General features: G+C 53.0%; 16 protein-coding genes and 1 pseudogene. 9 read left to right on the forward strand and 8 right to left on the reverse strand.

Going from position 1 to position 21,458, the window contains the following annotated elements; translation table 11 throughout:
- Nucleotides 1-1,473 (reverse strand): CoA-acylating methylmalonate-semialdehyde dehydrogenase, encoded by a 1,473-nt coding sequence (locus A4G99_RS19805; RefSeq protein WP_066147459.1) that lies wholly within the window; start codon nt 1,471-1,473, stop codon nt 1-3.
- Between the two features lie 172 nt (nt 1,474-1,645).
- Here A4G99_RS19805 and A4G99_RS19810 point away from each other — a divergent pair, with 172 nt between their 5' ends.
- Nucleotides 1,646-2,998, forward strand: a complete 1,353-nt coding sequence (locus A4G99_RS19810) for an aspartate aminotransferase family protein (RefSeq protein WP_066147461.1) — start codon at nt 1,646-1,648, stop codon at nt 2,996-2,998.
- Nucleotides 2,999-3,170: 172 nt separating this feature from the next.
- Nucleotides 3,171-4,553, forward strand: a complete 1,383-nt coding sequence (locus A4G99_RS19815; protein WP_066147463.1) for a dihydroorotase family protein — start codon at nt 3,171-3,173, stop codon at nt 4,551-4,553.
- 23 nt (nt 4,554-4,576) lie between these two features.
- On the opposite strand, the gene A4G99_RS19820 is transcribed toward A4G99_RS19815, so the two are convergent.
- Both A4G99_RS19820 and A4G99_RS19825 read right to left on the reverse strand, forming a co-directional pair.
- Complete coding sequence (locus A4G99_RS19820; protein WP_066147465.1) at nt 4,577-5,614, reverse strand: LLM class flavin-dependent oxidoreductase; 1,038 nt, start codon at nt 5,612-5,614, stop codon at nt 4,577-4,579.
- A gap of 2 nt (nt 5,615-5,616) precedes the next feature.
- On the reverse strand, nt 5,617-6,852 hold the full coding sequence (locus tag A4G99_RS19825; protein ID WP_066147467.1) for a Zn-dependent hydrolase: 1,236 nt from the start codon (nt 6,850-6,852) through the stop codon (nt 5,617-5,619).
- Nucleotides 6,853-7,017: 165 nt separating this feature from the next.
- Between A4G99_RS19825 and A4G99_RS19830 the strand changes: the two genes are divergently transcribed.
- The 3 genes from A4G99_RS19830 (at nt 7,018) to A4G99_RS19845 (ending at nt 12,088) form a co-directional block, all read left to right on the forward strand.
- On the forward strand, nt 7,018-8,409 hold the full coding sequence (locus A4G99_RS19830) for a cytosine permease (protein ID WP_066147469.1): 1,392 nt from the start codon (nt 7,018-7,020) through the stop codon (nt 8,407-8,409).
- 1,317 nt (nt 8,410-9,726) lie between these two features.
- Nucleotides 9,727-10,119: a cupin domain-containing protein gene (locus tag A4G99_RS19840; protein WP_066147472.1), complete on the forward strand. Its 393-nt coding sequence runs from the start codon at nt 9,727-9,729 to the stop codon at nt 10,117-10,119.
- Between the two features lie 415 nt (nt 10,120-10,534).
- Nucleotides 10,535-12,088: an amidase gene (locus A4G99_RS19845; RefSeq protein ID WP_223302050.1), complete on the forward strand. Its 1,554-nt coding sequence runs from the start codon at nt 10,535-10,537 to the stop codon at nt 12,086-12,088.
- Nucleotides 12,089-12,244: 156 nt separating this feature from the next.
- Here A4G99_RS19845 and A4G99_RS19850 read toward each other — a convergent pair whose 3' ends face one another.
- A complete protein-coding gene (locus A4G99_RS19850; protein ID WP_066147474.1) occupies nt 12,245-13,606 on the reverse strand; it encodes an aspartate aminotransferase family protein in 1,362 nt (453 codons plus the stop codon).
- 156 nt (nt 13,607-13,762) lie between these two features.
- On the opposite strand from A4G99_RS19850, the gene A4G99_RS19855 reads away from it, so the two are divergent.
- Complete coding sequence (locus A4G99_RS19855) at nt 13,763-14,524, forward strand: LamB/YcsF family protein (protein WP_066147476.1); 762 nt, start codon at nt 13,763-13,765, stop codon at nt 14,522-14,524.
- A gap of 70 nt (nt 14,525-14,594) precedes the next feature.
- Here A4G99_RS19855 and A4G99_RS19860 read toward each other — a convergent pair.
- Nucleotides 14,595-15,955 (reverse strand): annotated as a pseudogene (locus A4G99_RS19860) (acetyl/propionyl/methylcrotonyl-CoA carboxylase subunit alpha).
- Nucleotides 15,956-16,099: 144 nt separating this feature from the next.
- Between A4G99_RS19860 and A4G99_RS19865 the strand changes: the two are divergent.
- From A4G99_RS19865 to A4G99_RS19875, 3 genes are all read left to right on the forward strand, one after another.
- Nucleotides 16,100-17,005 (forward strand): allophanate hydrolase subunit 1, encoded by a 906-nt coding sequence (locus tag A4G99_RS19865; RefSeq protein ID WP_066147478.1) that lies wholly within the window; start codon nt 16,100-16,102, stop codon nt 17,003-17,005.
- Nucleotides 17,002-17,970 (forward strand): biotin-dependent carboxyltransferase family protein, encoded by a 969-nt coding sequence (locus A4G99_RS19870; protein WP_066147480.1) that lies wholly within the window; start codon nt 17,002-17,004, stop codon nt 17,968-17,970. The genes A4G99_RS19865 and A4G99_RS19870 overlap by 4 nt, the downstream gene beginning before the upstream one ends.
- Nucleotides 17,971-18,070: 100 nt before the next feature.
- Complete coding sequence (locus A4G99_RS19875; protein WP_066147482.1) at nt 18,071-18,322, forward strand: acetyl-CoA carboxylase; 252 nt, start codon at nt 18,071-18,073, stop codon at nt 18,320-18,322.
- A 55-nt stretch (nt 18,323-18,377) separates the two neighbouring features.
- On the opposite strand, the gene A4G99_RS29975 is transcribed toward A4G99_RS19875, so the two are convergent.
- From A4G99_RS29975 to A4G99_RS19890, 3 genes are all read right to left on the reverse strand, one after another.
- Entirely contained in the window at nt 18,378-18,572 is a 195-nt protein-coding gene (locus A4G99_RS29975; protein WP_082837947.1) for a BBE domain-containing protein, read from the reverse strand.
- 447 nt (nt 18,573-19,019) lie between these two features.
- Nucleotides 19,020-19,979 (reverse strand): hypothetical protein, encoded by a 960-nt coding sequence (locus A4G99_RS19885; RefSeq protein WP_223302051.1) that lies wholly within the window; start codon nt 19,977-19,979, stop codon nt 19,020-19,022.
- A 325-nt stretch (nt 19,980-20,304) separates the two neighbouring features.
- Nucleotides 20,305-21,456 (reverse strand): NAD(P)/FAD-dependent oxidoreductase, encoded by a 1,152-nt coding sequence (locus A4G99_RS19890; protein ID WP_223302052.1) that lies wholly within the window; start codon nt 21,454-21,456, stop codon nt 20,305-20,307.
- Nucleotides 21,457-21,458 lie beyond the last annotated feature (2 nt).

Below are 21,458 nucleotides of genomic sequence, written 5' to 3' on the forward strand. Positions count from 1 at the left end.
TCAGGCGTCAGGCCATCGCTCGATGTAGACCACTTTATCGGTGTAGAAATGAATCATGTCTTCACCTTGTGCGTGGAGATCACCAAAGAAGGAATCCTTCCAACCACCGAAGTGGAAGAATGCCATCGGAGCGGCCGTTCCTGTATTCACACCGAGGTTGCCAGCGTCGACCGTATGGCGGAATTTTCGGGCATCGCTTCCCCGGTCGGTAAAGAGACTGGCGGCGTTACCGAACCGACTTCGATTCACGATGCCGAGGGCATCTTCGAAATCGTCAGCGCGGATCAACGCGAGGACCGGTCCGAAAATCTCCTCACAGGCGATACTCATCTCCGGATCGACATCGCCGAAGATCGTCGGTCGAAGGAAATTCCCAGTATCGGGTGTTTCGAGTTCGCGGCCATCTAGGAGGAGATCTGCACCGTCCTCGATACCTTCTCCAATGTAGTCTTCGACCCGGTCTTGCTGATCCGGCGTGATGAGCGGCCCCATTTCGGAATCGTCAGTCAACCCATCGGCAACGGTCATGTTCTCGGCGCGTTCGACCACCCGATCGGCAAATTCGTCGTAAACATCGTCGACGACGACTGCAACGGGGTTCGCGAGACATCGTTGTCCGGTGTTCGCGAAGGCGGATCCGATCGTTTGCTCGGCGGCGAAATCGAGATCGGCGGATTCGGCGACAACGATGTGGTTTTTCGCTCCTCCTTGCGCTTGAACCCGTTTACCGTTGGCTGCAGCCGTTTCGTACACGTACTTGGCCACTGGAGTACTTCCGACGAAGGATACCCCCGCGATATCGTCGTGTTCCAACAATGTATTGACCGTCTCCTTGCTCCCATTCACGAGTTGTAAAATCCCGTCAGGGAATCCAGCGTTTTTCACGAGCTCGAACAGATATTGTGCGGTAAGCGGATCGCGTTCGCTCGGTTTGAGGATAAATGCGTTACCAGTGGCAACCGCGTAGGGAAGGAACCAGAGGGGAATCATTCCCGGGAAGTTGTACGGCGTGATTGCGGTGAACACGCCGAGTGGTTTCCGGACGGCGGTTTCATCGATCTCCGGGGCAGCGTTCGGGAGGTGGCCCGCTTGCATGAGCGATGGAATACCACAGGCGACTTCGACGTTTTCGATGCCTCTGCGGAGCTCTCCTTTCGCTTCTTGAAACGTTTTTCCGTGTTCTCTGACCAGCAGTTCCGCGATTTCGTCTTGATGATCTTCGAGTAATTGCTTCAATCGAAACAGTGGTTGGATACGTTCTTCAACCGGAACCTCTCGCCACTCCAAGAACGCTTCATAGCCAGCCTGCACTGCCTCGTCGACGTCGGAAGTAGTACTGAAGTTCGTGTGTGCTATCGTCTCTTCCGTCGCAGGATTTACGATATCTTGGCCGTCGGAACCGCTCGGGGCTCGCCATTCCCCATCGATGTAATTCTGTACGGAATCGATGTCGATCGGAGTTTCCATCGTCATGAGTCATGTGCGCATTTGTCTCCCCGCCTCATAACACTTTCTCACCAAATCCAACTCGAAGATAAATATGCGAATATTGTTCTGAATGAATATTCACTAGCGGACAATATCCTACAACACTGGATAATCACCAAAGATTAATCAACTCGTGCGGAGTAGAGAGGATAGAACGATGTCTGGTCAAGAAAGTGAGTCCGATACCACTCTCAACGAGATAGAACGGACTGACAAAGAGTACGTCTTCGGTACGTGGTCGTTTCAAAGTGAAGTGAGCCCAACACAGATAATAGACACCGACGGCGTCACCTTCACCGATGCGAACGGGAACGAATACATCGACTTTTCGGGACAGCTCATGTGCTCGAATCTCGGTCATTCCGCCGAGCGAGTTACGGAGGCCGTCTCCAAACAGATCAATGAAACGGCATACGTCGCCCCGGGCTTCACCACGGAAGCGCGTGCAAATCTCGGAAAGAAGTTAGCGGAGGTTACACCTGGTGACCTTTCGAAGACGTTCTTCTCGACGAGCGGGACGGAAGCGGTCGAGGCTGCGATCAAAATTGCGAGATTTTCCACTGGAAAGCAAAAGATCATCTCTCGATACCGTTCCTATCACGGAGCAACCTATGGATCCATTAGCGTAACAGGGGACCCTCGTCGGCTTGCAGCAGAACCCGGCATCCCGGGGACGATCAAAGCCCCCGACCCGTACGCCTACGGGTCGACATTGGATCCGATGCAGAGTCTCGAATACATAGAGGAAATGCTGAAGTTGGAAGGAGATACTGTCGCAGCGGTACTCGTCGAACCGATCGTCGGTTCGAACGGGATTCTCGTGCCACCCGATGAGTACCTCCCCCGACTCAAGGAGATCGCACACCAACACGGCGCTCTCTTGATTTGTGATGAGGTGATGTCCGGATTTGGACGAACCGGCGAGTGGTTTGGTTGTGACGTGTTCGACGTCGAACCCGACATTATGACGATGGCAAAAGGATTGACCGGAGCGTATCAACCACTCGGTGCCACCATCGTTAACAGTGAAATTGCCGACCACTTCGAAGACGATATGTTTTGCCACGGGCACACCTACTCCGGTCACCCAGCGGCGGTCGCCGCAGGGCTCGCGGCCGTCGAAACGTACCAATCGGAAAACCTCATCGATCAGGCACGGGAAACCGGAGAATATCTGGGCGCTCGTCTCGATGACCTCGCAAACAGTCACCCCAGTGTTGGTGACACACGGGGCGTTGGACTCTTCCGTGGAATCGAATTGACGAAGAGTTCGAACAAACGGGTCCCGTTCGGGACTCGGGACGACAAAGTCAGTAAGGGGAGTACAGTCGTAGACGAGGTGGCGGCCAAAGCCTACGAAAACGGCGTCTACGTTGCGAACATGATCAACACCCTCATTATCGCACCGCCGCTCACGATCACGGACGCCGAGATCGATGATGCGGTCGCTGCACTCGATGTTGCCCTCGAAGTATCAGACGAGGCGATGGAGGATGGAATCATGGACTGATCTCATCCGCATTGACGACACCACAATCGCATTATTTGATTTGTGGACTCGAGTGCCTCTAATTGGTACTTGTTCAATTTTCCTCCGTAATTAGTTCATAATAAGAAAGAATATAGTATAATATTGTTTCATTGAGCACAATACTTTTCACCATTGAGAGTTATTTCCTACCATGGTAGTTGAGACCATAATTAGCGGTGGAACAGTGGTAACTGCTACAGGAAAAACCGACGCTAGTATCGCGATCGACGACGGGCAAATCGTCGGTATCGGAACCGATGAAACGTTACCGGACGCATCCGAAACGATCGATGCATCCGGTTTACTCGTAATGCCCGGCGTGATCGATCCACACGTCCACATCGATGATATGTTCTCCATCGATAGCTACGAATCCGCGACGGGTGCCGCTGCTGTCGGTGGGACGACCTCATACATCGACTTTGCATGGCAAGCATGGGACGGTGAGATGGGAATTTGGGACGAAGACGGGACGCTACTGGAAGGCGTCAAGCGAAAGCAGGAGAAAGGGGAAGATGCGCTGGTCGATTACAGTCTTCACGGTGCAATCACACGAGAGGACCCCGCCGTTTTCGATGAAATCCCCGACGTAATCGATGCTGGTGTGACGTCGTTCAAGATGTTCACCGCATACGAGCACGGCCTTTCGAACGGATTCATGAACAGGGCCATACAGCATATCGCGGCGGAAGATGCCGTCGGTGTGTTTCACACGGAAGACCCATCGATCTGTGACTCGCTGACCGAACAATTCAAAGAGGAAGGAAAAGGGGATCCGGAATGGTATCCGAAATCACGTCCGGATTACGCGGAAGCCATGGCGGCCGAGGATGCGGCGCGAATGGCGGTCGAAGCAGGGATGAAGTACTATGGAATACACACGACGTGTCGAAAAGCGGCCGACATTCTGGAGTACTTCCAAGACGACGGCAGCATGATTCGTGCCGAAACGTGCACCCATTACTGTACGCTCGACGATTCGATCTTCGAGGAGATGGGCAATCTCCCCATGATTGCACCGCCAATCAGAAAGCCGGATGACATCGAGGCGATGTTCGAACATCTTCACAACGGCTGTTTGAGTGTCGTCTCGACCGACCATTGTGGATATCGACTCGATCAGAAACAAGTCGAAAACTGGTGGGATAGTGCGTTTGGAGCGAACGCCCTTCAAGTCAGTTTACCGGTGTTCTACGATGAAGCAGTGAATCGCAGAGGATTCTCACCGTCGTTCGTGGTACGAGTGATGGCTACGAACCCCGCCGACACGTTTGGACTCTCGGAGAAGGGAGCGTTGGAGACGGGGAAGGACGCGGATATCGTTCTCATGGATCCGGATGAAACGTATTCCATCACTGCCGACAACAACGTCAGCAAAGCCGAATTCTCGATTTACGAAGGACGAACGGTCACCGGTCGCGTGAAGAAAACCCTCGTCCGAGGTGAAGTCGTCGCAGAAGACGGGGAAGTCGTCGGAGACCCAGGATATGGGCAGTTTATCGAACGTGAGGTCCCTGACTGGAATACACAGTGAGCAACCGAAACTCGCAGTGATTGCTATTCCGATTTGAACTCTGCGAAGACGTCGATAACTTCCTCTACGTTATCACCTAACGAGTAGAGAACGGGCTCCGTACATCCTGCGTCACAATAATCCTGTACACGACTGACGACGTCCTCTGGGGTCCCTGCAGCGACCACGTTCGTCACAATATCGTCATCCACGAGGACGCTTGCACGTTCGATATCCTCGGCCGTTGCGGGCCAGCTTCCTAATTCCGCCTCAACTTGGTCACCGAGTTCGGGGGCGATTCCCGATCCCTTCCTAATGTGTGGCTGCTGTCCGATGTATTGGGTTACCAGTCCACGGGCTTGGTCGATCGCTCGTTGGCGGTCCTCATCCATCGAGACTGCAATCAACTGTGGTCGATCGACGTCCTCGATCGAGCCACCTTGTTTCTCGACTCCCTCCGTGAGCTTCTGCATGCCGAGTTCGTTGTGTTCGGGTGGGATGAGATAGTTCATGAATACACCGCCTGCAATTCCGTTACCTACCAGTTCACCGGTGAGTTTGTGCATCGTTGGGCCCGTGGCACCGATGTATATCGGGACATCCCGTGGTGAAGCGTCCGAACGGACGAGATCGAGTTCGATGTCCTCGACGTTGAGAGTCTGACCCTCGTAAGTCACGTTCTCGAGGTCGAACAATTTCCGGACCACAGTACAGTATTCCCACATTCTCCGAAGTGGGTTCTTGCGGTCGATGCCGACTTTTGATGCGAGGGGATCCCACCAGGCACCGATGCCGAGCTTCATCCGTCCCCCGGAGAGTTCGTCGAGCGTGGAGAACGTCTGGGCCATCAACGCCACGTTCCGTGTATAACAGTTCGTCACACCGGGGGCGATGTCTATCTCGTCGGTGACCTGCGTATATGCGCCCATGACGGTCATCGCATCTCGAACGAGGCGCGACTCACCCTGCCAAACCGAGTCCAATCCTTTGGATTCTGCATACTGGGCATACCGTACTTCGTCGGCGATATCTTCGCGCTCCCAATTCCAGATTCCAACGCGATCGAATTGTGGATCTGCCATGGTCAGTCCTCCATTGCGAGTTCGAGTGCGGCGTTCGCAAACGTGTTTGCCGCCATATAGCAGTCGTCCCAGCTCGTGTACTCTTCCTCGGAGTGGCTTTTTCCATTCTCACTGACGGCAAACACCATCGACGTATCCATGATATCGGCAACGTGTGTGGCGTCGTGACCTGCTCCACTGAAGATCCGCATCGCGTCGTATCCGAGGTTTTCCGTGGCCCGTTCGACCGCTACGATGTTTCTCTCGGCGAAGTCGACGGATGGGGCACGCATGCGTTCTTCCCATTCCCAGTCGAGCCCTTCTCGTTCCGCTGCCATCTCCGCCTCGGCAAGAACGCGGTCGAAGGCGTCTTCGACGACCTCATCGCTTGGGTCACGAAAGCCCCACGTGAACGTGACTTCACCAGGGATGATGTTGATCGAATTCGGTTGAACATCCATAAAACCGGTCGAACCGACGGTTCGCTCCCCAAGCGAATTCGCTATTCGCCGAATTTGTGTGATTACGTCCGCCGCCCCGATGAGTGCATCACTGCGGTAATGCATGGGCGTGGGCCCTGTGTGATCGGCTTCTCCATAATAGGTGATTGCACCCCAAGTAAAACCGACGATGCCCGTAACGATTCCAACGTCCATGTCGTTCTCCTCTAGATACGGTCCCTGCTCGATGTGGAGTTCGAAGTAGCCGTCGTAGTTCTCCGTCGGAGTTACCGGTACATCCCCTTTGTATCCGATTCGCTCCAATTCGTCCTCGAATCGGTTCCCATCTTCGTCTGTTTTGTCGTATTCCTCCGCTAGGTCGTGGTTACTGGCCCATACACCACTTCCTTGCATCGCAGGTTGATACCGTGACCCTTCCTCGTTCGTCCAGTTGACGATCTCGACTGGATGTTCGGTTTCTATTCCCTCGTCATTGAGCGTACGAACGAACTCGAGGGCAGCAATGACGCCAAGTGCACCATCGTATATCCCTCCGTATGGCTGTGAATCGAGGTGTGAGCCGAGCAGAATCGTCCCCTTTTCGGGGTTCCGTCCCTCCCGTCGGCCAAACATGTTTCCGAACTCGTCGATGCGAATGTCGAGGCCCTCGTCGTCCATCTGCTCGTAAAACCAGTCACGAATTTCTCGGTCGTCGTCGGAAAGTGCCAAACGATGCAGTCCGCCGTTTTCAGTCGCACCGATTTCGGCTTGTTTTTTCATCGTATCCACAAACCGTTTCCGGTCTATCTCGATGGGCATACCAACGATGGCGGCACAAACACTATTAAGTCTTTTCCCGGTAAATGAGCCTATTATACTAATATTGGTTCTGTATTCTTTACAACGTCCTATTCTGACCCGAAGTTTTAAATAAGTGTATGCAATGGCATGGTGTATGGTATCCCAAGATCAGGTGGTTAATCCATGAGTGAAAATTCAAAAGACAACGCGAACGATACGACGGAACTCGAGGGATTGAGTCCGATTCCACGAGACGAGCGGACAATGGGTCTCTCCCACTACATTCCGGTCTGGTGGTCATCGCTGATCATCGTCCAAGCATTTGCTGTCGCGTTTTTCGCCGTTTATCCCCACGGGAATTTGAATCTCGTTCAAGCGGGCATCGCGATCGGGATCGGAACGATCATTGCAACGATATTTTTCATTCTGAACGGATTCCCCGGCTACGAAGAAGGAATCCCGTTTGCCGTTCAGACACGGTCTGCATTTGGCACTCGGGGGTCGATCATTCCGAACTATCTGCGAATTATTCCCGCCATCGGATGGCTTGGTATCGGGAACTGGATCGGGGCTCTTGCGATTCAAACGATCACGACGACGTTGTGGGGATTTGGAAACGTCTGGGTGTACTTCGTTCTATTCGTCCTTCTGAACGTTGGCCTCGCACTCAACGGGATCACGTCCATCAAGTGGTTCGATTCGATCGCCGCCGGGATTCTAGGACTGTTGCTGGCATATACGGTGTATCTCGTTCTCACGACGCAGCATATTCCCAGTGACGTTATCAACTACTCTGGATCGTGGGGGAGTCAGTTCTACGCGACGATTTCGGCGGCCGTCGGATTCATTATCACGGGTGCACTCAACGCCTCGGACCTCAGCCGCCATCTCAAGGAAAAGGGAGGTGCTCGTAACCAAGTATTGGGCCATGCCTTCGGTATCGCACCACCGATGATGTTCATGTTATTGGTGGGGCTGGTCTTTGGTGTCTCGACCGGAAATGCGAACCCGATCGAGGCGATAATGATCGTCGCACCCAATCCGCTCGTCGGTAGTGCGATGTTGCTGTTCGTATTGGGCGCACAGATTTCGACGAATCTCACCCTCAACATCCTCCCACCGACTCACGTTTTCCAGGATTCGCTCGGTATTTCGTGGCGCCAAGGAGTCGTTCTCACGAGTGCGCTGTCGGTTGTTTCCTTCCCTTGGTATCTCTTTTCGAGCAACATATTCTACACGTTCATCAACGCATATTCCGTCTTCCTCGGTCCGGCTCTTGGAATTCTGATCGCAGACTACTGGATCATCAGGAAACGCGATACCGATATCACGTCCCTCTACACAGTAGATAAAAGCTCGAAGTTTTGGTTCATTCGCGGGTTCTCGATGTCCGCACTCGTCAGCCTCTTGTTGGGGGCAGCCGTGAGTATCCCCTTCCTCGATATCTCGTGGATGGTGGGACTGCCGATCGGATTTGTCTGTTACTGTGCTCTAAAGCGATTTGAATTCGATCAACTCCTCACCGATCTCGTCGCGGACACTACCCGGAGTTCCACAAAGAGCAGCAACGATTGACCGCGGAGAGCTGCTTCTAAGATTGCTGTAGAGCAAGTGTTCATAGCAAGGACACGAAAATACAAATTTCTGAGGAGGAGTCAGTGAAGTGGAGATACTGATTCGATAGTTTGTTGAGGATCCTAGCTGGTAGTGGTGCTGCTATCATTCGGTTTGTGTCGGTCTCTTAGCCGTCTTAGACATCATAGAGAGTTTAGAACAAGACTATAAATCTATGGATCATGGGAGTTTCCAAGATTAGAAGATACCTTTATTCTCCACTATCCAATTGGGAAACAATGGGTGATTATCTTGTTCAGTCTAAATTCGAAATCGCTTCGTCAATATCGAAGTCTTGAGTGGTTTCGGATCCTTCTTCTGTACGATCGACCTTCTCTTGGTCCTCATCGATCTCTACTTCCGGTCCCTCTTCCTCGGTGAACTCCGTGTTTACTCCCCACGGCATGTTATTTTTCCCCGACCGGTATGTACTCGAGTTCTGGATCCATTGTGTGCTTCTGAAGTCATTGATTCTATTGAATCCACCGGTGGTGGAACCAGCCAACGAGATCATCGAGGAGCGAGGAGATGAGGAACCGAAACCGAAGCTATGTCTCTCTGAGTCCATACGTGGGGTGACGACGATGATGATTCGTCTGAGGTGCAGGCAACACTCGCTGAAGTTGAGCCGCTGTGATCGGGCTGTTGTATGGCGAATCTCCAGACCGGTTCTTGAACAAGAGAGGATACCGGATGATGCACCAGTGAAGGCAAGTGTGACTACCGTCTTTTATTAAGAGCCTGGTTCTTAGCTATCATAGAGATCTTAGAACAATATTATGCAATGAGATGAAAGGTATGTCTACTGCTGACTCAGTTAATCTCTTCTGCGAGTGACACCGCTTCGCCAAGCGATAACTCTCGATATGTTGTTTGGAACTATTCTATCTAACCAAGCGAAAATTGATCGATGCGTTGAGTCCACTTCTGAATGGGGTGGACGAAAAGATACTCAAATTAGAGTACCGGTTGGAAAGACACAGACGATTCTAACTCTGGCTTGGTTCTTCAAGATCGAATCTGTGCGCTCTAGACTGTCGGATCTCCTCGGAGGGAGTGCGCTGTTACTAGGCAGAAGTATGCTGGTGGAGTGACTCACCGCCTCTCTTGGTGTATTGGTATGGTTACACTCCAGTCGGAATACATGGATAGATGTCTTCGTCTGTTGGAATTTGTTCTATAGAAGGTTCTGTATTAGTATACAATACTAACTTAGCGTCAACTCGGAATCAGGCTAGAGTCCGATCATTTAATCACGTATCACCGACAGCGATAGGTATGGGATACCATCTCATCGATTCGAACGACCTTGACCAGTGGGACGACCGTCCGACCGATGTCCGGTCGCTCAGTGTTGCAGCAGGGTACGACTATCAGAACTCGAAGCTCGGCCTTCGGGTCTATGAACTCTCTCCCGGTGAGCAGTCCGGGCTGAGCTACCACACCCACGACGAGCAAGTCGAAGCATTCTACGTTCTCGACGGGACGCTTCACGTCGAAACCCCCGACGAGACGTATGTTGTAGAATCAGATCAAGTCCTTTTTGTCGATCCTGGAAGCCCGCAGCGAGCATTCAATCCTCAAACCGCCGAAACAGCCACACGTATCCTCGCTATCGGGGCACCATCTGTTGACGACGCGCGCCCGTACGATCCAACTGACGACGCGTGATCCGTCGCTCTACTGTACGGGCAAAAAGCTCCGTCACATAACGATTAGGTTGGAAGACAGCACAATGTCCAGCCACGGTTCCAATTTCTCCGAGAAATCCACACTGATCTCCTACGATCTTATTGTCGGAATACTTTAGTCGCTAATTTATAGCCGTCGTAGTGTGATCGCGAATGGACCGACCTGCGGGTGATCGAGTCTGCGATTTATTGCGCTTGCAAGAGGTACATTCGGTACGAGTACAAGGTCAAAATCCTTGCAGTCTCCGTAGATGGTGTTGATCGATTTCGACCGTGTAATTGACACGAGACAGTAATCTCAATCGAATTATAAAATTGATTCCTCGTGAGGGATAGCAATCGTGGGTGTGAATCTCCCTAGAAGAATCACTCGAATCACCATCCACAATAGGATTATGCATACTGAGATGATATCTTCACTAGGGGAGATACCGATGTCATCACCGTCATTCGAACTATTAGAAACGACTATCGACCAAATCCACCACGCATACGAAGAGGGAGACTTGGACAGTCGCGAACTTGTCGAGAGCTATCTCGAACGCATCGAAGCATACGACCAAACCGGTCCGGAGATTCAGTCGATCATTACGATCAATCCGGACGTCCGAGAGAGGGCCGAGGAACTCGATCAGGTATTGAGAGAATCAGGAGATTTCGTTGGGGCACTTCATGGTATCCCTGTAGTGGTAAAAGACCAAATTAAGACAAAGGGAATCACGACGACCTTTGGTTCCGTGGCGTTCGAAGACTATGTGCCAGAGCAAAACGCGACACTTATCGAACGACTCGAAGACGCTGGCGCAATCGTTCTTGCGAAGACAAACCTTCCAGATTGGGCGACCTCGTGGTTCGCATTCTCATCAGTTCTGGGACGAACTAAAAATCCGTATGCACTCGACCGTGATCCGGGTGGGTCGAGTAGTGGGACAGGTGCTGCAGTGGCTGCCAATTTCGCTTCGGTTGGCATCGGAGAGGACACGGGTGGTTCGATACGCTTGCCAGCGTCGTTCACAAACCTCTTCGGATTCCGTGTCACGCCAGGACTTATCAGTAGAACGGGTCTATCGCCACTCGTTGTCTCACAGGACACTGCTGGGCCGATGACCAGAACGGTGAAAGATACTGCAATCCTACTTGACGTACTCGCTGGATACGATTCAACCGACCCGTACACAGTCACGAACGAGTTAACACACGTGGATGGGACGTACGTCAACCAACTTACGGAAGATGGTCTTAATGGTGCTCGAATCGGCATTCTCCGCGATAAATTTGGCGACGATTCCGATCCGAAGGCGAAGCCAGTCAACCAGCTCGTTGAGGAAACAATCGAACTGATGAGTGATGCTGGGGCAGAAATCGTAGACCCGATTCAAATCGACGATATCGACCACTACGTTGAGGAAACGTCCTTGTACCTCGTTCAATCGAAGCGAGATATCAACGAATTTCTGACGAACCAAGCGAACGCACCGGTCGAATCAGTCGACGAGATTTACGAACAAGAATTCTATCACGAACTTCTTGACTTACTCGAAGGCATTGCAGAGGGTCCTACCGACCCGGAAGACGAACCAGATTATTGGCGAAAAATCGTCCTTCAAGACACCTTCCAACGAATCCTCCTCAATACGTTCGCTCAACATCGACTGGACGCGGTTCTGTGTCCGGATGTACAGGTAGTCCCACCGAAAGCAGATGAAGTGCAGTCCGGTGCGCTCGATACGCTCACATTCCCGACGAATACGGTCATCGCGTCACAAGCTGGATGCTGTGCGATGTCGATACCTGCTGGAGTAACGGACGAGGGACTTCCCGTTGGTGTCGAACTCATTGGTAAACCATATGACGAAGCGACATTGTTGAAACTGGCCTACGCGTACGAACAGATTGCAAACCCCCGTGTCATTCCGGATACGACACCAGCGCTAGAGTCAGAAGAGTAACACTGAACTCTCTCATTTTACCATATATCCGGGCATAGTCCGAGAAATCAGAGGTCATCCATATCAATGGGGAACATCGGTACCTCGAACTACCAAGCATCGGGGCCGTCATCGTTGTGCCCTGATCGTATCATCGTGTAATGGTGACTACTGTGATCAGGTGTGAGTTTCGACCCCGTCCATGACGATATCCATTCCAACTTCAACCTGTTTGTCAGTGATAACGAGTGGTGGAATGATTCGAAGAACGTTTCCATTCCGCCCAGCGGTCCACACCAAGACACCATGCTCGTAGCAATATTGTTGAATCGCTTTTATGAGTGGCTTGTTTGGTTCTCCATCCCCATCGACGAACTCGACGCCGATGAAAAGACCTTCGCCTCGAATTTCCCCGATCTCTGGCGTATTATCCTCAATCTCTCGGAAACGATCCAGAATATTCGCTCCCATCTCACGTGCGTGAGCAAGCAGATCGTGGTCTTGGATATACTCGATTGCACGAACTCCTGCGCGCATTGCTGGGACGTTACCACGATAGGTTCCGACATGTCCTCCCGCGTCCCATGTATCGAGATTTTCGTGGTACATCGTCGCTGAAAGCGGAAGACCGATGCCACCGATGGCTTTTGCCATCGGCATTATGTCGGGCGTCACGTCTTCCCATTCAGTCGCAAACCACTGCCTAGTTCGCCCGAAACCGGTCTGGATTTCGTCGACGATGAGCGGGATGTCGTTATCCGAGGTTATCTGCTTTAATCCGCGGAGGAATCCCTTTGGAGGCGTTACAATACCACCCTCTCCTTGAATTGGCTCGACCCAAATGCCAGCAGGATTCGCGATACCGCTGTAGGGGTCTTCGACGAGTTCACGGACGTCAGACAAAGCCCGCTCGCAAGCATCATCTTCTGAAATGCCCTGTCTGAAGGGATATGGATACGGAACGTGGTAGACGTCAGGAAGAAGCGGCTCATATGCCTGCTTGTACTTTCGTCCCCCACCGAGACTGAGTGCGCCGGACGTCGCTCCATGATAAGCCCCACGGAAGGCTATGAGTCCCGTATTTCCGGTGTTGTATTTCGCTAGTTTGAGCGTAGCTTCGATGGCGTCGCTCCCGGTCGGTCCTCCAAAGACCACTCGATTCTCGTCAGAGAGCGTGCCAGGTGCAATCTCGTTCAACTTATCGATGAGTTCGAGTCGCGCTTCGGTCGGAAAATCGATCGAGTGAACGAGTTTCTCCGTCTGCTCTTGGACTGCCTCAAGCACATATGGATTCGAGTGACCGACGTTGAGTACACCGATACCAGCGAAAAAATCGAGAAACGTGTTTCCGTCTACGTCACGAATCGTTGCCCCCTTGGCCGAGTCGATGGCTATCGGGACGCTCTTTGGGTACGCGACGGCAGCGCTGTCGATCTGCCGCTGTTTGTCGAGGAGTTCTTGAGATCGCGGTCCTGGAACGTGATCGACGTCAGGTGCCTCGCTAAAATGAAGATCGTCGATTGGTGGGCTGCTAGTCATACTCACACTAGGAAACGGGAGACGAAATACGTTACCAGCAACGGATCGCTGTGTTTGTTACGATGCCATGTCGCACTGCGAGCGTTCGGACTGGAATACTGAATGACCTCCGTCAGTGACCGAAGTTATTTCTTCCTCTCTGGCCACGTATTCGGTATGGTAACGATCGACATAAACTGCGACATGGGAGAGAGCTTCGGCAACTGGTCGATGGGTCGAGACGAGGAAGTGATGCCGTACATCACCTCCGCCAACATTGCAGGGGGATATCATGCAGGGGACCCACACGTGATGGACGACACTGTTGCTCTCGCTGCTGAACACGGCGTTGGAATCGGAGTCCATCCCGGCCTCCCCGACAAGATGGGGTTCGGGCGTCGAACGATGGCCGCGAGTCCCGAGGAAGTCCGTGACTATGTCACCTATCAGTTGGGCGCGTTGCAAGCGTTTGCCGAGCAGCACGGAACGACCGTCCAACACGTCAAACCCCATGGTGCAATGTATTCGATGCTTTCGGAGAGTGATGAGCACGCCCGGGCGGTAATGGACGGAATTCTCGACGTGAACGAGGACCTCATTTACCTCGCAACAGACATGAACATCTACGAGGTCGCACAGGAGTACGACGAACTTCGCTCCGTGTTTGAAGGGTACGTCGATCTCACATACCGTCCGGACCGAAGTCTCATCGTCGAACAACATATGGAGCCAAAAGATCCGAATCTGGTTACAGAACGGTTTCTTGATATCGCACTCGATGGGAAAGTGACCGCCGAAGATGGGACGGAAATCGACGTTCCTGCAAAGAGTATCTGTATCCACGGCGATGGACCGAACGCTGTTGAACTCCTCGAAACCATTCACCAGCAAGTGGACGAACACGATATCCAACTCGCATCACTTGACGAAATCGCATGAGAAGTGTACACCCACCTGGGTATCGAACTCGTTCAGCGGTTTTGTCCCGTGTTTGACGAATCTCGTCTTCTCACTCCGCTTCCTCGGATGGCATGGTAAACACCTCATCAATGTACTTCGTGGAATAGTCGCCGTTGTGGAAGGCATCGTCATCAAGCATCGCTAAATGGAATGGAATGGTGGACGGAACGCCTTCGATTTCAGCCTCCTGAAGCACTCGTCTCGCTCGTTGGAGGAGGTGTGGTCGATCTTCTGCGAAGACGATGAACTTGGCGATAAGGGAGTCGTAGTAGGGACTGATTTTGTCACCTTCGTCGATTCCGTCGTCGACACGGGTTCCAATGCCACGCGGTTGTCGATATCGGTCGACCGTCTCCCTGGCATCGGTGCAAATTCCTTAGATGGGTTTTCAGCGTTGATGCGGAATTCCATCGCAGTCCCACGGGATTGGATATCTGCCTGCTCGAACGTGAGTGGGTCTCCTGCAGCCACTCTGAGTTGCCACTGGACGAGATCGAGTCCTGTGACTATCTCCGAGATTGGATGTTCGACCTGGATTCTCGCATTCACTTCGAGGAAATAGAACTCACCATCTTCGTACAGAAACTCCACCGTTCCAGCGTTCACATAGTTTGCTTCAGCGGCCCCTTTGCGCGCTGCACTCCGTATGTTCTCTCGCTCTGTCTCGGTCAATGCTGGACTGGGTGTCTCTTCGATGAGTTTCTGCTGTCGTCGTTGGATACTGCAGTCGCGCTCGCCAAGATCCCGGACGTTACCGTGTTCATCACACAGAATTTGGACTTCGATATGTCGTGGATTTTCGAGGTAGCGTTCGACATACACGTTCGAGTTGTTGAAGTAAGCCTCGCCCTCTCGTTTCGCGTTCGTAAACTGCTCTTCAATTTCGTCCCCTTCATGGACGACTTTGAGACCCCTACCGCCGCCCCCGCCATCGGCTTTGATTGCGATTGGGTACCCGTGTTCGTGCGCGAATCGAGATATCTCTTGGACGTCTGTGACCGGCTCCGTGGTTCCAGGGACGATCGGGACGTCAGCTTGTCGCATTATTTTCCGTGCCTTTGTTTTTTCACCAAACTGTTCCATAACCTCACTTGGAGGACCAACCCAGACGAAATCGCTATCTTCGACTGCTGAAGCGAACGATTTGCTCTCGGCAAGGAATCCATACCCCGGATGAATGGCATCGACGTTCGCTTGTCGAGCAGCGTCGAGGAGCGACTCTTGGTTGAGATAGCTCTCGCGGGCGACCGAAGGGCCAATGTGGTACGCTTCATCCGCGAGGCGAACGTGGCGTGCATCTTCATCCGTATCGCTATAGACGGCTATCGACTCGATATTGAGTTCATTGCAAGCCTGAATGATTCGGACGGCAATCTCACCACGATTCGCGACCATTACACGATCAAACATTGTGTATGGGTATTGGTCCCGCGGCATATAATACCGAAGTCGCCCACACGTCTTTCAGCGGACTACTTTCTCCAAAGCAGATTCCACTGAGTTGCTACCCGGCGATAACTATACGGTACCGCATGGGGTGTGTTTGTTTATACCATGGCTGGATCGCAAATCCAACGAACGGAGTTACCGTCACCACGGTACGAATACGGCGGTGACGACCACATCTTCGTCGAGTTAGACCAGGAGATGAGTTTCGACGCCAACTTCAAGGCGATGGCGATTACCCAACAGATTCGAGAGATGGATCTGGACGGACTTATCGAAGTGTGTCCTGCGAACGCATCCTACCTGCTTCACTTCGATCCAGATCTGATCGAGCCGGACACACTCATTGCGAAGCTGAAAGACCTCGACCGGGAGATACACCTTTCGGAATACGAGTGGGAGACTCGCATCATTGACTTTCCCATACTCTATGACGACCCATGGACACATGAAACGCTGATGCGTTTCCGTGACAACCATCAAGACCCGGACGCGACCGACTTGGAGTATTCGGCACGTATCAACGGGTTCGACACACCAGAGGCGTTCATCGATGCGCACGCTGGGGCGCCGCATATGGTGACGATGATCGGGTTCGTACCGGGTCTCCCGTGGACATTCCAAATGGTCCCCCGCGATGAGCAGATCGAAGTTCCGAAATACGTTCAACCGAGAACCGACACCCCAAGCCGAGCGATCGGCTATGGAGGGGCGTTCACGGCAATTTATCCGGTCCAGGGTGCTGGCGGCTATCAGCTATTTGGTCGAACCCCTGTCGAAGTATTGGATGTCGAGCAGGAGCTACCCGACTTCACGGAGTCGATGGTATTCCCACAGCCCGGAGACATCATGAAATTCAGAGAGATAGACCGTGGTGAGTACGATCGCATTCGGACGAAGATCGACAATGGGACGTTCGAATATCAGTATGAACCGGTCAGGTTTTCACCCGAGGAATTTTTCGAGGATCCGGAATCGTACAACGAGGAACTTGTGGAGGTGCTGTACGAATGATCGAAGTGTTAGAACCTGGGATCTCGACTACAGTCCAAGATCTCGGCCGATTCGGACACTATCACATCGGGATGCCCCCCTCCGGGGCGATGGACTTGTTCTCCCACAAGGTTGCAAATTACCTCGTCGGTAACGGTGAAAACGAAGCAACGCTGGAAATCACGTATCAAGGACCAGATCTCAAATTCGAAGAGGACACCGTCGTCGCGATAGCCGGTGCCGATATGGATGCGACGGTAAACGACGAACCGGTCGACAACTGGGAATCACATCAAATCAGTGCTGGTGATGTTCTCTCGTTCAACTTTTCCACTGAGGGTGCACGGAGTTATCTCGCCGTCGCCGGTGGAATCGATGTGCCACTTATGATGGAGAGTCGGTCGACCTACACGCTTATCGGAATTGGTGGCCACGAGGGAAGATCACTCGAAAGCGGTGATACACTCCCAATCGGGAACGTGGGTGACGATTCGGCACAGGACAAGAGACGGGTGCCCGAGGAACTCCGGCCGGTATACAGTGATATGGACCCAATCCGGGTCGTAATGGGGCTGTGTGACTATCGCCTCACCGACGAAAGCAAAGCAGAGTTCTTGGAGGCCGAGTGGACTGTGACCCCGGAGGCAGATCGTGTCGGGTATCGTGTGGAGGGAATCGACCTCGAATTTATCGAGCGGGAACAGCCGTTCGGCGCGGGGACTGACCCTTCAAACGTCGTCGATCTGGGCTATCCAGTCGGGTCTATTCAAGTCCCAGAACAGCCAATCGTTCTGATGCGAGATGCTGTGACCGGTGGTGGCTATGCGACGATTGGGACCGTGATCAGCCCCGACCGAAACCGTCTCGCACAGCATCGTACCCATCAGTCGTTTTCCTTCGAAGCTGTGACCATCGACGAGGCGCTTGCTGCACGAACCGAACACACCGAACGACTCGACGCGATACAATCCACACTAATCAAATGACACGATTATCGAATGGATCCCATTCACGACACTCCACCGGACGAAGCATATACAAACGTATCCGGAGTATCGATACAGATGGTACAATGGAGAGCGAATAATGTCTGAAAGAATCACAATCCAATCCCCCATGCCCGGCGTGTTTTATCGTCGTCCGGACCCGGACGAAGATCTCTTCGCCACAGAAGGGGATTCTGTCGAAGCAGGAGACGTTATCGGTCTCGTCGGAGTGATGAAGAACTTCCACGACATCACGGCTGAACAATCGGGGACTATCACCCAAATTTTCGTGGAGAACGAAGCGGAAGTCGATGCAGGTGAAAATCTCGCAGAAATAGAGATCAGCGAGTGAAAATATCAATGCTTTTTTGAAAGAGATCAGCGGTGGAGGTGGTTGTGACCGATCTTCAATTCGTGAGCTCGATGTTCTGGTTCACCCGGAAGATGTTGTCGGGATCATACTCGTCCTTGTGTTCCTGTAAGCGCTCGTAGTTTTCGTCGTAGGCCACCCGAACGCGCTGTCCCCCTCGTCGCTGAGGAAGTTCGGCGCCACGCTCTCGGTCGCGTAAGGCACGATCGCCTCGTAGAAGCTGTGGGCCCACGCGATGTGTTCGGCGTCCTCACCGGGGTTCTCCCACCGAGGGAAGATGTTGAACGAGAAGGATGCGTTCCGAGCTCGGAACGCGGTCGCGTCCGGATTGACCCTGACGATTGCTCCGCCCAGGTACTCAAGCACAATCTGGGTATGGTGACCTGAGGTCTTGGCACCGCTCCACGACGACATCAATCGCCTCATCGGGTAGCGGGTCGACAAGAGGAGTCCTCCAGTAGTTTCGCAGACCAGGAGCATTCGCCTCGTCGAGCATGCTCTGCTGGGCGATGAACGGCATCGGGCCGACGATATCGTCGATGGACCCGCCCCTCCCGGAGGGTGAGAATACGAGTGATAACGACATGCTTCGAGGATTTCTCAAGTTCGAATTCCCGGCAGTAACCACTCAGCGCATTCGATCGTGATGAAAGTAATTACCTTGAAAGAGAGATTGTGATCAGAATAGACTAGTGAAAAAGGACTCGATCGAATGGAACGCCGAACTCACGTCGTTCCAGAGCTGTCCGAAGACGGATTGGTTGTTGTTCGTACTCTTCGTTGCTTGTTTCTCGGTTGTCGTAGCTTGGTTGCTACTCGTTTTTGTCTGCGTTGTTTGTGTCGTTTTGGTCGTTTGCTGTGTTGTCGTCTTCGGCTGGCACGACCCCGACAAGATTGTAACCGGTTTGTTCATATTCAGCTTCGTCCGCGTGGGGTTGTTTATGTCTCCTGAGAGAACTTCCCATCGCTTGATCTCTCCATGGGTGTCATTTGAGAGGATGGCTTTCTGGTTGAACTCGGGATTGATGGTAAACTCGAAATCGTCTCCCAATCCTCGATAGGCCATCCCATCTGTGCGTTTTTTACCGTGCGCCCAACTGGCTTCGAGGGTCGCCACTTTCTTTCCGTCCGAATTGCGGTATTTCGAGAGATTCCACTGGTCGTAGTTCGTCTGGAGGGGGTACTTGTCGTCTTTGACAGCGATATCTCCGTCTGCGGGGAGATTCGTAATCCGGAACGTAACCGCACCTCCCGAGCCAACGCCCTTTTTATCGTGAACCACGACGAGACTCAGTCCTTTCGGTCCCTCGTAAAGAAAGAGGATGCTCGTATTCTTCTGTTGAAGGTTCGTCGTCCCGAAAGAAGCGTACCTGAACGATGATGGATGAGTAAACGGCGTCCGGAAGTCGTAAAATTTCTTCACAGGAAGTCCCTTTGAGAGCGGTTCGATAGGGATACATTTCCCGTCCTGTTCGAGGGTATAGTGGGAAGAACCGTGCGATTGACTGGCCGTTGCCGTCGAGGTAGTTCCAAGTACAGTGCTCGAAACAATGGTCGCTTGGAGGAATTTTCGACGGTTAAGCGAGGGAGGACTCTGCGACATCCTTATCTCAATGTGTCTGGATCCTCTTCGTTCCATGCTGGCTAATCCGAATCAGTAGGGGTCACACGAAACAGTAGGTCCCTCTTTCACTGTCAAACCAAAAGACGTCAACCACATCGAACAGTAGAATGACCACAACGGAAACATCAGCTACTGATGGTCAACCAGGTTTTGGAATCGGTACCGCCCTCGCTGGAATCGTTGGAAGATGATTGTATACGCTCTATACGTCATCGTCAACGGCAGCAGGATTTGTGTACTCGGCCAGTGTTCGTTAGGCAGTGGTATCCGGGACCGTCACTTGACGTACCATGGATAAAAACAGCTGAAGTGGTGGTCAGTTCAGCTGTTTGCAATCAGTCTAAGCCGATAGTCGATCAGTGCGAGAGGGGCGTGGCCGCGACGTAAGATGGTCTACGACATACTCTGCATCCCGGCCGACACCGGTGAATAGCGACGACGTCAACGCGTAGAGGAAGAATAGACCGACGAAGTAGAGCCCAGGAGCATCAGAGACGACACCGCGTTCGTGGATGGGTTCCTTGGGATTCGCCTGGCCATCGAAGATGGGGAGATCGATCCACGAGAAATCAGGCTGAAACCCCGTACACCAGATGACGTTTGTGACGTCGAGGATCTGGTCATCACCGACCACAGGGCGGCCGTCGCGGACATCGGTCATCCGGGGCACTCGCTCGACGCTCGCAGCGGCCAAGTCCTGTGGCTTGGTTCGAATCAACGGACCACCCTGGGAGAGTAGCTTTGGTCGCAGACGGCGGCCGACGGGCGTGTCAGTGGTAAGCACTCGATGGTAGAGTACGCGCATCACGAACGGAACCCCAATATGTCGGCCGAATCTTGAGTTAACGTGGAACGGAACGTAGCCGACGTCCCGACCTGATAGCCACGTCTCGTGTTCGTCGGCGATGTCGATGCTGATCTCGGCACCGGAGTTCCCCGCACCGACGACGAGCACACTGCCGTCCTGCAGTTGGTCGGGGTTGCGATAGCCGCTCGAATGCAGCTGGACGACGTCGTCGGCTAGCTCGTCCGCGAAGTCAGGGATTGTCGGGATTTGGTAGCTCGCCATTGCCACCACAACGTTGTCGGCTGCATACTGCCGGTCGCCTGCAGTGAGTAGGTAGCTCGAATCATTGCGCTTGAGGCCATCGACGCGAACGCCGAGTTCGACGGGCAGGTCGAAGTGTTCGACGTAGCTCTCGAGGTAGTCGGCCACCGCGTCCTTGCCAGGAAATGCGGATGGCGATCCCGGGAAGGCCTTTCCCGGCAGGCTGGTGAAACGGGCTGGCGTGAACACCCGGAGTGAGTCCCAGCGTTTTCGCCACGGATCTCCAACACGGTCGCCTGCGTCAAGAATGACGAAGTCCTGATCGCGTGACTGCAGGTAGTACCCGGTTGCGAGCCCGGCCTGACCGCCACCGATAACGACGGTCTCGTAACGTTCGGTCATGTCCTGGTCCCTCAGTGAGTATTGGCGGCGAACGGTCGTCATGA

This window comes from Haladaptatus sp. R4 (assembly GCF_001625445.1).
GTDB lineage: Archaea > Halobacteriota > Halobacteria > Halobacteriales > Haladaptataceae > Haladaptatus.